We start from the raw sequence: 13,148 nt of genomic DNA on the forward strand, positions 1-13,148 counted from the left end.
TCCCACACCATGATCAGTTCGATACTCGTGGCCAATCGCGGGGAGATCGCCTGCCGGGTCTTCCGCACCTGCCGGGCGGCCGGGATCCGGACCGTCGCCGTGCACTCGGACGCCGACGAGGACGCCCTGCACGTACGGGAGGCGGACGCGGCGGTGCGGCTGCCGGGCGTGACACCCGCGCAGACCTACCTCCGCGCCGACCTGGTCGTGAAGGCGGCCCTGGACGCCGGAGCGGACGCCGTCCACCCCGGGTACGGCTTCCTCTCCGAGAACGCGGACTTCGCGCGCGCCGTCCTCGACGCGGGCCTGGTCTGGATCGGGCCGCCGCCCGAGGCGATCGAGGCGATGGCGTCCAAGACCCGCGCCAAGAAACTGATGGGTCTCGCCCCCCTGGTCGAGGTCACCGAGGACGACCTCCCGGTGCTGGTCAAGGCGGCCGCGGGCGGCGGCGGGCGCGGGATGCGGATCGTGCGCGAACTGGCCGCTCTGGAGACGGAGCTGGAGGCGGCGCGGGCCGAGGCGCTGAGCGCGTTCGGCGACGGCGAGGTCTTCGTCGAGCCGTACGTGGAGGGCGGCCGCCACGTCGAGGTGCAGATCCTCGCCGACACGCACGGCACGGTCTGGACGCTCGGGACGCGCGACTGCTCGCTCCAGCGCCGCCACCAGAAGGTGATCGAGGAGGCCCCGGCCCCCGGGCTCGGGCAGCGGCTCACCGACACGCTGTACGACCTTTCGGTGCGCGCCGCCCGCGCCGTCGACTACGTGGGCGCCGGGACCGTCGAGTTCCTGATCGCGGACGGCACCGCCCACTTCCTGGAGATGAACACCCGTCTCCAGGTCGAACACCCCGTCACCGAGGCGGTCTTCGGGATCGACCTGGTCGCGCTGCAGATCCAGGTCGCCGAGGGCGCCGCGCTCGACGACGCCCCGCCCCCCGCCCGCGGGCACGCGGTCGAGGCCCGCCTGTACGCCGAGGACCCCGCGAACGCGTGGGCCCCGCAGACCGGCACCCTGCACCGCCTCGCCGTACCGGACTCCGTCCGTCTGGACACCGGCTACGGGGACGGCGACCGGATCGGCGTGCACTACGACCCGATGCTCGCCAAGGCCGTCGCCCACGCCGCCACCCGCGTGGGGGCCCTGCGCGCGCTGTCGGGCGCCCTGGAGCGGGCGGAGATCCACGGCCCGGTCACCAACCGGGATCTGCTCGTCCGCTCCCTGCGGCACCCCGAGTTCACCGAGGGCCGCATGGACACCGGGTTCTACGACCGTCACCTCGCCACGCTCACGCCGCCCGCCGCGGACCCGTACGCGCCGCTGGCCGCCGCCCTCGCCGCCGCGCACGGCCGTTCCCGGTTCGGCGGCTGGCGCAACCTGCCCTCTCAGCCGCAGATCAGGCGCTACCTCGTGGCGGGAGAGGAACACGAGGTCCACTACCGGCACACCCGGGAGGGGCTCTCCGCCGACGGGGTGCGCGTGGTGCGCGCCGACGCGGATCTCGTCGTGCTCGAAGTGGACGGCGTGCGGAAGCGGTTCCGGGTCGCCCGCCACGGCGACCAGGTCCACGTGAACTCCACCGTGCTCACCGCGCTGCCCCGCTTCCCCGACCCCACCGCCGACCACGCCCCCGGGTCCCTGCTCGCGCCGATGCCCGGCACCGTGGTCCGGGTGGCCGAGGGCCTCGCCGAAGGGGTCCGGGTGGAGGCCGGCCGGCCCCTGCTCTGGCTGGAGGCGATGAAGATGGAACACAAGATCTCCGCCCCGGCCGACGGCACCCTCACCGCGCTCCACGTGGCCCCCGGCCGGCAGGTGGAGATGGGGGCCCTGCTGGCGGTCGTGGACGACGACGTGCCCGGACAGGAGCCGCGGGCGACCCCGCGTTCCGCCCGACCGACCCGCACCTTCCGTACTCAGGAGGCCCCATGAGCCCCGTGACAGAGACCGAAGAGCACACCGCCCTGCGCGCCGCCGTCGCCGCCCTCGGCAGGCGGTACGGCCGCGAGTACCTGACCGACGCCATCCGCGAGGGCCGCCATCCCACCGAGCTGTGGTCCGAGGCGGCCAAACTCGGCTACCTGGGCGTGAACCTGCCGGAGGCCTACGGCGGCGGAGGCGGCGGCATCGCCGAACTCTCCCTGGTACTGGAGGAATTGGGAGCTGCGGGTTGTCCGCTGCTCATGATGGTGGTGTCGCCCGCGATCTGCGGGACCGTCATCGCCCGCTTCGGCACGGAGGAACAGAAGCGCGCCTGGCTGCCCGGACTCGCCGACGGCACCCGCACCATGGCCTTCGGCATCACCGAACCCGACGCCGGCTCCAACTCGCACCGGATCACCACCACGGCCCGTCGGGACGGCGCGGACTGGCTGCTGACCGGCCGCAAGGTGTTCATCTCCGGTGTCGACATCGCCGACGCCACCCTCGTCGTCGGCCGTACGGAGGACGCCCGCACCGGCAGCCTCAAGCCCTGCCTGTTCATCGTCCCGCGGGACGCGGAGGGGTTCGGCCGGCGGCAGATCGACATGGAACTCCAGAGCGCGGAGAAGCAGTTCGAGCTGACCCTCGACGACGTGCGGCTGCCCGCCGGGGCACTCGTCGGCGACGAGGACGCGGGCCTGCTGCAGCTCTTCGCCGGGCTCAACCCGGAGCGGGTGATGACGGCCGCGTTCGCGATCGGCATGGGCCGCTTCGCGCTCTCCCGGGCCGTCGAGTACGCCCGTGAACGCACCGTCTGGAAGGCCCCCATCGGCGCCCACCAGGCCGTCGCCCACCCGCTCGCCCAGGCCCACATAGAGCTCGAACTCGCCCGCCTGATGATGCAGAAGGCGGCCTTCCTCTACGACTCCGGGGACGACGTCGCCGCCGGGGAGGCCGCCAACATGGCCAAGTACGCGGCCGGCGAGGCCTGTGTGAAGGCGGTCGACCAGGCCGTGCACACCCTCGGCGGCAACGGGCTCACCCGCGAGTTCGGCCTCGCCTCGCTGATCACCGCCTCCCGGGTGGCCCGTATCGCCCCGGTCAGCAGGGAGATGATCCTCAACTACGTCTCCCACCAGAGCCTGGGCCTGCCCAAGTCGTACTGAGCGCCGCACCGGCGGGCCGCCGAGAGGAGGCCCGCCGGGCGGCCGCACCACCCGGGCGCCACCGGCGGGTTCCCCCGCCGGGCCGCCCACCGGCCAGTCCTACCCGCGAGCCGCTCCAGGAGGACCCGTGTTCCGCAGCGAGTACGCCGACGTCCCGGCCGTCGAGGAACCCATCCACGAGGCCGTCCTCGGCCGCGCCGCCGAGCGCGGGGACACACCCGCGCTGGTCGACGGCGTCGACGGCACCACCCTCACCTACGGCCAACTGGACCAGTTCCACCGGCGGCTGGCCGCCGCGTTCGCCGACGCCGGCGTCCGCAAGGGCGACGTGCTCGCCCTGCACAGCCCCAACACCATCGCGTTCCCGACGGTGTTCTACGGCGCCACCCGCGCGGGGGCGTCGGTCACCACCGTGCACCCGCTCGCCACCGCCGAGGAGTTCGCCAAGCAGCTGCGGGACAGTGCCACGGCCTGGATCGTCACCGTCTCGCCCCTGCTGGAGACGGCCCGGCAGGCCGCGGAACTCGCCGGCGGGATACGGGAGATCTTCGTCTGCGACACCGCGCCGGGGCACCGGTCGCTGATCGACCTGCTCGGCTCGACCGCCCCCGAGCCGCGGGTCGACATCGACCCCGTGACGGACATCGCGGCCCTCCCGTACTCCTCCGGGACCACCGGCACGCCCAAGGGCGTGATGCTCACCCACCGGTCCGTCGCCACCAACCTGGCGCAGGTGGCGCGCTCGGTGCCGATGGACGAGGGGGAACGCATCCTCGCGGTGCTGCCCTTCTTCCACATCTACGGGCTGACGGCCCTGATGAACGCGCCGCTGCGGCAGGGCGCCACCGTCGTGGTGCTGCCGCGCTTCGACCTCGACACCTTCCTCACGGCCATCGAACGGCACCGCATCACCGGCCTGTTCGTGGCCCCGCCGATCGTGCTCGCGCTGGCCAAGCACCCGGCCGTCGAGGGCTACGACCTGTCGTCCCTGAAGTACGTGATCTCCTCCGCCGCGCCCCTGGACGCCCGGCTCGCCCTGGCCTGCGCCGAGCGGCTCGGCATCCCGCCCATCGGCCAGGGCTACGGCATGACGGAACTCTCCCCGTGCACCCACCTGGTACCGCTGGACGCCGCCGACGCGCCCCCGGGAACGGTGGGCAGGCTCGTCGCGGGCACCGAGATGCGGATCCTCTCCCTCGACGACCCGGGCAGGGAACTCGGCGTCGGCGAGGCCGGGGAGATCGTCATCCGCGGCCCCCAGGTGATGAAGGGCTACCTGGGACGCCCCGACGCCACCGCCGAGATGATCGAGACGGACGGCTGGCTGCACACCGGGGACGTCGGGTACGTGGACGCGGACGGCTGGCTGTTCGTCGTCGACCGGGTCAAGGAACTCATCAAGTACAAGGGCTTCCAGGTCGCGCCCGCCGAACTGGAGGCACTGCTGCTGACCCACCCGGGCATCGCGGACGCCGCCGTGGTCGGGGTCTACAACGACGACAACAACGAGGTCCCGCACGCCCACGTGGTGCGTCAGCGCTCCGCCACCGAGCTGTCCGAGGGAGAGGTCATGATGTACGTCGCCGAGCGCGTCGCCCCGTACAAACGGGTCCGAGCGGTCACCTTCGTCGACGAGGTGCCCCGGGCCGCCTCGGGGAAGATCCTGCGCAGGGAACTGCGGGGCCGGTCGTGACCCTCGTCCACGCGGACCTCGACCGCGCCGTCGCCGTCCTCACCCTCGACTCGCCCACCAACCGCAACGCGCTGTCGTCCGCGCTCGTGGCCGAACTCGCCGAAGGGCTCGCGCGGTGCGGCGAGGACGACGACGTCCGCGCGGTCGTGCTCACCCACACCGGCAACACGTTCTGCGCGGGTGCCGACCTGCGCGACCCGCCCCAGCCGGACGCGCTCGTCGGACTGCTGCGGCGGATCGTCGAGCTGCCCAAACCGGTGGTGGCCCGGGTGACCGGGCACGTCCGGGCGGGCGGTCTGGGCCTGCTGGGCGCCTGCGACATCGCCGTCTCCTCCGGCGCGGCCACCTTCGCCTTCACGGAGGTCCGCATCGGGGTCGCGCCCGCTGTCATCTCGCTGCCCCTGCTGTCCCGCACGGACCCCCGCGCCCTCGCCCGTTACTACCTCACCGGCGAACGCCTCGACGCCGCCGAGGCGGTGCGCACGGGATTGCTGACCGCGGCAGGCGACGACGCCGACGCGGTCCTCGCCCCCGTCCTGGACGGCCTGCGCCGGGCCTCCCCGCAGGGCCTCGCCGAGACGAAACGGCTGCTCACGGCTAAGGTGCTGGAGGCTTTCGACCGGGACGCGGTCGCCCTGACGGCGCTCTCGGCCGAGCTGTTCTCCTCCGCGCAGGCCCGCGAGGGGATGACGGCCTTCCTCGAACGACGGGATCCCGCATGGGTGGTGTGAACACGGCGGAAGCCTCGGACGACGCGACGGCCGCGACGGACCCCGCGGGTCCACAGGACGCGACGGACCCGGAACCCACCGGGCACGCGGGACACACGGACCGGACCGGCCCCCCGAGCGCGCACGGCTCGCGCCGCTCCCGTCCCGCGCACGTCCCGAAGCAGGACCGCAGCCGGGCCACCCGGCAGCGGCTGCTGGCCGCCGCAGTGGCCTGTCTCGCCGAACACGGCTGGGCGGGCTCCACGGTCGCCGTCGTCGCGGAACGGGCCGGGGTCTCCCGGGGCGCCGCCCAGCACCACTTCCCGACCCGCGAGGACCTGTTCACGGCGGCGGTGGAGTACGTCGCCGAGGAACGCTCCACGGCCCTGCGCGCCCTCTTCCCGGAAGGTGCCGCGGACCGGCGCGCCGTCGTCGCGGCCCTCGTCGACCTCTTCACGGGCCCGCTCTTCCGCGCCGCCCTCCACCTGTGGGTGGCCGCCTCCGACGAGGAGCAGCTCCGCGTCAGGGTCACCGAACTGGAGGCCCGCGTCGGCCGCGAGACCCACCGGATCGCCGTGGACCTGCTGGCCGCGGACGAGTCCCGCCCGGGCGTACGGGAGACCGTCCAGGGTCTCCTCGACATGTCCCGGGGGCTGGGCCTCGCCCATCTCCTCACGGACGACACGGCCCGCCGGGAGCGGGTGGTCGCGCAGTGGGGCGTGATCCTGAACGGGGTGCTGGAGTGAGCGGGGCCGGGGTCACGGGCTGAGCCGCTCCACCGTCCATCCGCCGTCCGGCTCCGCCGTGTACCGGAGCCGGTCGTGGAGGCGGTTCTCGCGGCCCTGCCAGAACTCGACCGTCCGGGGGGCGACGCGGAAGCCGCCCCAGTGCGGGGGGACCGGGACCTGCTCGCCCTCGGGGTAGCGGGCGCTCAGCTCCGCGTAGGAGGCGTCGAGCGCGGAGCGGGAGGGGACGACCGAGGACTGAGCGCTGGCCCAGGCACCGAGCTGGGAGCCGTGCGGACGGGTCCGGAAGTACGCGGCCGTCTCGTCGCGGCCGGTACGGCGGGCCGTCCCGGTGACGATGACCTGGCGGGCCATCGGGTGCCAGGGGAAGAGCAGCGACACGTAGGGGTTCGTGGCCAGCTCCAGGGCCTTGCGGGATTCGTAGTTGGTGTAGAAGACGAAGCCCTGCTCGTCGTACTGCTTGAGCAGCACCGTGCGGGAGCTGGGCCGCCCGTCGGCGTCGGCCGTGCACACGACCATCGCGTTCGGTTCGTACACCACGCCCTGCGCGGCGGCCTGCGCGGCCTGCCTGAACCAGCGGCCGAACTGGTCCATGGGGTGCGGGGCGAGACCGGACTCCAGGAATCCCTCGGCGCGGTAGTGGGCGCGCATCGCGGCCGGGTCGGTACCGGGTTCGGCCGCGGCTCCGTCCGCGGCCTGTTCTTCTGCGGCGGCCTCGGCCGCGCGCTGGACGAGGGGCTCCGCGGATTCATCCGGGTAACGGTCGTTCACGCGGTCATCTTGCCGTACTTCGGCCCCCACTCGGCGGGAGTGGGGTTCATCACTGCGTGGCACTGAGTGCCGCGCGCTCTCCCCAAAGGTGGCACCCGGGGTTATCGTGCTGCTGCCGCTCCGGTGGGGTGACCGCCGGCCGCACGGGGCATCACCGGGATGACGTACCGGACCACGAGTCCATGAGCCGACCGTGGAACCGGACGTCGACCACCCGTCACCGCCGCAGGTCTCCCACGGCACGGTCCATCGCACCACCCGCCCGCAGACCCCCCGTCGCACACATCATGAGGAGCCGCCTGATGTCCGACTTCGTACCCGGACTCGAAGGAGTCGTCGCGTTCGAGACGGAGATCGCCGAACCGGACAAGGAGGGCGGCGCCCTGCGGTACCGGGGCGTCGACATCGAGGATCTGGTCGGTCACGTCTCCTTCGGAAACGTCTGGGGACTCCTCGTCGACGGCGCGTTCAACCCGGGCCTGCCGCCCGCCGAGCCGTTCCCGATCCCCGTCCACTCGGGTGACATCCGTGTCGACGTCCAGTCCGCGCTCGCCATGCTCGCACCCGTCTGGGGCCTCAAGCCCCTCCTCGACATCGACGAGGGACAGGCCCGCGAGGACCTCGCCCGGGCCGCGGTCATGGCCCTCTCGTACGTCGCCCAGTCCGCCCGCGGCCAGGGCCGTCCGATGGTCCCGCAGAGCGAGATCGACAAGGCGCACTCGATCGCCGAGCGGTTCATGATCCGCTGGCGCGGCGAGCCGGACCCCAAGCACGTGGCCGCCGTGGACGCTTACTGGACGTCCGCCGCCGAGCACGGCATGAACGCCTCCACCTTCACCGCGCGTGTCATCGCGTCGACCGGCGCGGACGTGGCGGCCGCGCTCTCCGGGGCGGTGGGCGCGATGTCGGGCCCGCTGCACGGCGGCGCCCCCTCCCGCGTCCTCGGCATGATCGAGGAGATCGAGCGCACCGGGGACGCCGAGGCGTACGTCCGGCAGGCGCTGGACCAGGGGGAACGCCTGATGGGCTTCGGTCACCGCGTCTACCGCGCCGAGGACCCCCGCGCGCGGGTGCTGCGCCGTACGGCGCGCGATCTGGGCGCCCCCCGCTTCGAGGTGGCCGAGGCGCTGGAGAAGGCGGCCCTGGCGGAGCTGCACGCCCGCCGGCCGGACCGGGTGCTGGCGACGAACGTCGAGTTCTGGGCCGCCATCGTCCTCGACTTCGCCGAGGTCCCGGCGCACATGTTCACCTCGATGTTCACCTGCGCCCGCACCGCGGGCTGGTCGGCGCACATCCTGGAGCAGAAGCGCACGGGACGGCTCGTCCGGCCGTCCGCGCACTACGTGGGTCCCGGCCCGCGCGGCCCGCAGGAGATCAAGGGGTACGAGCGCATCGCCCACTGAGCCGCCTCCCACGGCCACCGGTCATGGGGCCGCCGGTCGTGGGTCCGGGGCCGTCGGTCGTCACGCGGGCGTGAGCAGTCCCGCGTGATGACGGGCGGCGACCAGCGGATGGGCGCGCAGCTTGCCCTTCAGCTCGTTGAACCCGTACTCGGCGAAGAGCGGGTTCGTCGGGTCGTCGGTGATCCCGGGCGCGGCGGACGCGTGCGGGAAGACCAGCGGCTCGACCCGGGCGTCGAGGCGGGGGTTGTAGAAGAAGGGCACGGAGAAGCGCTCGGTGGCCCCGGGCGGGCTCACGACCCGGTGGTTGGTGGCGAGCAGGTAGCCGTCGGTGGCGACCTCCAGCAACTCGCCCAGGTTGACCACGAAGGCACCCGGCAGGGGCGGCACGTCGTGGAAGCGGCCGTCCGCCCGCTGCACCTGGAGTCCGCCCACGCTGTCCTGGAGCAGCAGCGTCAGGAACCCGTAGTCCTTGTGCGCGCCCACGCCCTGGCCGGCGCCGTCGCCCGCGCTCCCCGGATAGCGCACGAGCTTCAGATGCGGATGGGCCCGGTCCCCGAAGATCGGTTCGTAGAAGTCGGCGGGTGCCCCGATGGCGGTGAGCAGTTCGCGCAGCAGCCGTGCCGCGACGGAGCCGAGCCGGTCGATCCAGGCCAGGGCGGCGGTCCGCAGCTCGGGCAGCGCGGCGGGCCACTGGTTCGGGCCCTGCAGCCACCAGTAGGCGGGCTCGTCCGCGCCGGGGCGCCGGGCGGGCCGCTCGGCGCCTATGTCCAGCTGGTCCCGCCAGTCCTGGCTGCCGCCCGTGCGTTCGTCGCCGGTGCGGGTGTAACCGCGGAAATGCGGCGAGCCGACGTTGTCGAGGGCGAGCCGGTCGGCCTCGGGCAGGGCGAAGAAGCGGTGCATGGCGCCGAGCAGGGCGTCGGTCTCGGCCGCGGTCACCCCGTGTCCGACGAGCTGGAAGAAGCCGACGTCGTGGGCGGCGCTGTGCAGTTGCGCGTGCAGCAGGGCACGCGCCTGGGGGCCGCGGCCGGCCGCGGAGAGGTCGATGATCGGGAGCTGCTGGTACGGCGAGGAGGACGGGTACGTCGTCATGGGGTGCGTCCGCGGGGTGTACGGGGTGCCCGGGGGGCCGCCGGGGATGGGGCGGGGCCACGGGTGCCGGAGGAGAGAAAGGTGAGGGCGAGGGTCAGGCGCTGGGCCGACAGCCCATGCTCGTGACGCGCACGTAGTCCACGTGTCGGCGTCGAACGAGCATCGGAAGCATGGACCGAGAATACTGCGGACCCTCAGAAACGTGTGTGTCCCACCTCACACACCCCGTACAACGCAGGCGACCCGCGAGTTCGGGTCCCTTCGCCTCGCGGCGGAGGAGCCGGCCGGACGTACCGGCGAACTCGCGGGTCGGGTGACTGCTGGAGATTGGGCCGGCTGCGCGCTGCTTCACGCGCGGGTCCGGCACCGCACTGGATGTGGTGACGGGCCGCTAGCCCGCAGCCACCTCACGCGTCCGGTTGGGATACATCTGCCGAACCACCTCCTCTCTCGTGTGCACCACACCTTAGGAACGGATCGCGCACCGCTCAACTGTTTTTTCCCTCCGACCCGCGGCCACCGGGACGGGTGGGACGTAATTCCCGTGCGCAACGATTTCGTCGAATCTTCGGGGAATGAGGTGTGGGCTGGGTCACGTTCGAGTTGAATGACTGCCAGTGAGTGAACTGTCTCGCCGTACGTGCGGACGCAGCCTGCAGGGGGTCCAGGTGAGTGCTTCCCGGCGTAGTGGGACCACCGATGAGCTGGGGCCGGACGAGCCCGAGCCGGGTGGTTCGGATCTGCTTGCCGCCCTGCTGGACGGGATGGACGCGGCCCTGTGCGCGTTCGACGCCGACGGGGTCGTCACCCACTGGAACCGGGAGGCCGAGCGGATTCTCGGCTGGACCGCCGCCGAGGCCGTGGGGCGGCGCGGATTCGCCGGGTGGGCCGTGCGCACCGCGGACGCCGAGGAGGTCGAGGCGCGGCTGCTGTCCGCGATGGAGGCCCCGGGCCGGCAGGTGAACGAGTTCGCGCTGCTGACCAAGGACGGCGGGCGCGTGCTCGTCCGGACCCAGTCCGCCGCGGTGCGCGGGCCCGACGGCAAGGCCGCCGGGGTGTACTGCGCCTTCAGCGAGGTCCACGCGCAGATCGACCTCGAACGGTCCATCGCCCTGAGCGAGGCGCTGTTCGAGGATGCCAGCTGGGGTGTCGTCCTGGTCGACGCGGACCTGCGGCCCGCCGTGGTCAACGCGCACGCGGCCCGGGCGCTGGGCACCGGCCGCACGGCCGTGCTCGGACGGCCCCTGGGGGAGTTGCTGGCGCAGGGCGTCGAGGAGCTGGAGAGCGCGCTCACCCATGTGCTCGCGGAGGGCGCTCCGCCCGCGCCCGCCGAGATGTGGGTGAGCGTGCGGTCGGCGGAGGGGGAGCAACGGCGGTGCTGGCGCAGCGGCTTCGTGCGGCTGGCCTCGCCGCTCACGGAGGAACCGGTCCCGCTCGGGGTCGGGTGGCTCTTCCAGGACGTGACGGAGGCCAAGCAGACCGAGCAGGAGGCGGCGCTGCTGCGCTTCCGGGCCAATCAGCTGCACCGGGCGGCGCGGGCCGCCGCCGAGTGCGAGGACCCGGGTGAGGCGGCCACGGTCCATCTGGACTTCTCGCTCGCCGGGTTCGCCGACCACGCGCTGATCGACCGGGTGGCCGGGGGACCGGTGGCCGACGAGGAAGGGCCGGTGCGGCTGGTCCGGGCCACCGCCACGCCGGCCGGGGCGCCGGGCCCGAGCCTGCTCACGGGGAAGGCCGGGCTGCCCGTGCGGTACCCGGAGGGGCACCCCGCGCTGCAGTGCGTCGAGCGCGCCGGGTCCGTACGGGCCAGTTCCGCCGAGAGCGCGCCCGAGCGGACGCGCGAGTGGGCGGTGGCCCGCCAGTGGCCGGCCGACGCGGTGCACGCCCTGTGCGCGGTGCTGCGCAGCAGGGGCCGGACGCTCGGCGTCGTGACGTTCCTCCGCGGGGCGGGGCGCACCCAGTTCGAACGCGCGGACGCCATGTACGCGGAGGACATGGCCGTACGGATCGCCATGGCCCTGGACCTGGAGGGACTCGTGGACCGCCCGTGACCCCCGGCGGCCGCGCGGCCGCCGTCCGGGACGGCGACACCGGACCGAGGGGGACAGGTCCGCCGGTGTCACAGGACGGACGCCCGGAGCCACGGCCGACCGGCCGGTCGAGGCCGCGAGCCGGAGGAACGCCGGCCCACCGGGCCGTTCCCTGACCCGGGCGCGGGTCAGGCACACCGGTCGGGCGTCGGGCCCGGGGCGGAGGGCGTGCTGCCGTGGGCGGCGGGAGCCCGCGTCCGTCGGGCCGGTCGGTGGCGGGCAGGCGGGCCACGGTGGTGGGTCCGGGGCCGGAGTGCCCGCGGCGCAGGGGTTCCGGTCCGACCCGGGCCGGAGCCTTCTCGCAGCTCCAGCAGCTCCAGCAGCTCCAGCAGCTCCCGCAGGGGCGCTGTGGCCCGGCGCGGACGTCCAGGGACCAGCCGGTACGAGCCGGTACGAGCCGGTGTTCGCCGCCGAAGGCAGGGGGCCGACCGGCACCAGCCCGTGGACGGGGGCGGCGTGCGGCGGCATGGCCCCGGCAGGGTCCGGCACACCGGGGCCGACGGCTCCGTGGACCTTTCCGGCCTTCGCGGACCTTCCCGGCCCAGGGGACAGGGCGACGCCCCAGGGGCACCGGCAGGCGGCGCGAACGCCCCGGACGCGGCACGGCGGCACCGCGTCGCTCCCCGGTGCCGCCGGGGGCACCGGCCGGGGCGGCTCAGCGGCGGTAGAAGATCCGGTCCCCGTACTCCGTCATCACGCGGCCGTTCCACTCGTGGCCGCCGTCCACGTTGCCCGAGCGCAGCAGCGGCGGCTCGATGCCGCGGCCGGCCAGCGCGCCGGCGGCCGTCGCCATGACGGCCTGGAGCAGGGCCGAGGTGACGACCGTGGAGGCGGGGGCGAAGGGGGCCTCGATGGCGTCCAGGGTCAGTTCGGCGTCCCCGACCGCGATCTTCGAGTCGAGGACGACGTCGCAGTGGTCCTTCAGGTACGTCCCCGAGGCGTGCCGGGACGTGGTCTCCGAGGCGTAGGCGACCGAGGTGACCCCGATGACCTTCACGCCCAGCGCGCGGGCGTTCATGGCCATCTCGACGGGGAGCGCGTTGCGGCCCGACAGGGAGATGATCACCAGCAGGTCCCCGGAGCGGAGCGGGCTGCAGTCCAGTACCGCGCTCGCGAGGCCGTCGACCCGTTCCAGGGCGGACCCGAGCGTCGCCGGCATGACGTCGACGCCGACCACGCCCGGCACCGTGAGCAGGTTCATCAGGGCGAGACCGCCCGCGCGGTAGACGACGTCCTGCGCGGCGAGCGAGGAGTGCCCCGCGCCGAAGGCGAACAGCCGGCCGCCCTCCGCGACGGTGTCGGCGATCAGCGCACCGGCCGCCTCGACGTCCTCGGCGCACTCGTCCCGTACCCGCTGCAGCAGGCCGATCGCGGCGTCGAAGAACTGCCCGGCCAGCTTGCTGTCGCTCATCGGCGAAGCCCCTTCGAAGTCGCGTCGGCGCAGGGCCGGCGAGCGGTCGGACCGGCGGCGCGGCTCAGCCGTCACGCCGTCGTGTCGCGGATCACGTTGCGGTCTGGACCAGTGCCCTGTCAATACGGCCCGCGCGAGCGACACTGGGCCGA

The 13,148-nt window shown here is 73.7% G+C and carries 10 protein-coding genes; 7 read left to right on the forward strand and 3 right to left on the reverse strand.

Annotated features, from left to right (window positions below):
- The first annotated feature begins 9 nt into the window (after positions 1–9).
- The 5 genes from OG776_RS23590 to OG776_RS23610 all read left to right on the forward strand — a co-directional run bounded on the left by OG776_RS23590 (position 10) and on the right by OG776_RS23610 (position 6,232).
- The gene (locus OG776_RS23590; protein WP_329322501.1) at positions 10–1,926 is read left to right on the forward strand and encodes an acetyl/propionyl/methylcrotonyl-CoA carboxylase subunit alpha; all 1,917 of its coding nucleotides are present in this window, start codon (positions 10–12) and stop codon (positions 1,924–1,926) included.
- A complete protein-coding gene (locus OG776_RS23595; RefSeq protein ID WP_148008972.1) occupies positions 1,923–3,083 on the forward strand; it encodes an acyl-CoA dehydrogenase family protein in 1,161 nt (386 codons plus the stop codon). The genes OG776_RS23590 and OG776_RS23595 overlap by 4 nt, the downstream gene beginning before the upstream one ends.
- Before the next feature lie 127 nt (positions 3,084–3,210).
- Positions 3,211–4,776 (forward strand): 4-coumarate--CoA ligase family protein, encoded by a 1,566-nt coding sequence (locus tag OG776_RS23600; protein ID WP_148008971.1) that lies wholly within the window; start codon positions 3,211–3,213, stop codon positions 4,774–4,776.
- Positions 4,773–5,507 (forward strand): enoyl-CoA hydratase family protein, encoded by a 735-nt coding sequence (locus OG776_RS23605; protein ID WP_148008970.1) that lies wholly within the window; start codon positions 4,773–4,775, stop codon positions 5,505–5,507. Before OG776_RS23600 ends, OG776_RS23605 begins: the two co-directional genes overlap by 4 nt.
- Positions 5,495–6,232 carry a TetR/AcrR family transcriptional regulator gene (locus OG776_RS23610; protein ID WP_329322502.1) on the forward strand — a complete coding sequence of 246 codons (738 nt, stop codon included), beginning with the start codon at positions 5,495–5,497 and terminating at the stop codon, positions 6,230–6,232. Before OG776_RS23605 ends, OG776_RS23610 begins: the two co-directional genes overlap by 13 nt.
- A gap of 12 nt (positions 6,233–6,244) precedes the next feature.
- On the opposite strand, the gene pdxH is transcribed toward OG776_RS23610, so the two are convergent.
- Entirely contained in the window at positions 6,245–6,883 is a 639-nt protein-coding gene (pdxH, locus tag OG776_RS23615; RefSeq protein ID WP_148009458.1) for a pyridoxamine 5'-phosphate oxidase, read from the reverse strand.
- A 422-nt stretch (positions 6,884–7,305) separates the two neighbouring features.
- On the opposite strand from pdxH, the gene OG776_RS23620 reads away from it, so the two are divergent.
- Complete coding sequence (locus OG776_RS23620; RefSeq protein ID WP_148008969.1) at positions 7,306–8,406, forward strand: citrate synthase 2; 1,101 nt, start codon at positions 7,306–7,308, stop codon at positions 8,404–8,406.
- 60 nt (positions 8,407–8,466) lie between these two features.
- Here OG776_RS23620 and OG776_RS23625 read toward each other — a convergent pair whose 3' ends face one another.
- Positions 8,467–9,495 (reverse strand): isopenicillin N synthase family dioxygenase, encoded by a 1,029-nt coding sequence (locus tag OG776_RS23625; protein ID WP_148008968.1) that lies wholly within the window; start codon positions 9,493–9,495, stop codon positions 8,467–8,469.
- Positions 9,496–10,163: 668 nt separating this feature from the next.
- On the opposite strand from OG776_RS23625, the gene OG776_RS23630 reads away from it, so the two are divergent.
- Positions 10,164–11,546 (forward strand): PAS domain-containing protein, encoded by a 1,383-nt coding sequence (locus OG776_RS23630; RefSeq protein WP_148008967.1) that lies wholly within the window; start codon positions 10,164–10,166, stop codon positions 11,544–11,546.
- A 694-nt stretch (positions 11,547–12,240) separates the two neighbouring features.
- On the opposite strand, the gene OG776_RS23635 is transcribed toward OG776_RS23630, so the two are convergent.
- Positions 12,241–12,996, reverse strand: coding sequence for an SIS domain-containing protein (locus OG776_RS23635; protein ID WP_329322503.1), 756 nt, complete (start codon positions 12,994–12,996; stop codon positions 12,241–12,243).
- Positions 12,997–13,148 lie beyond the last annotated feature (152 nt).

The sequence above is a fragment of the Streptomyces sp. NBC_01689 genome, assembly GCF_036250675.1.
Lineage (GTDB): Bacteria > Actinomycetota > Actinomycetes > Streptomycetales > Streptomycetaceae > Streptomyces.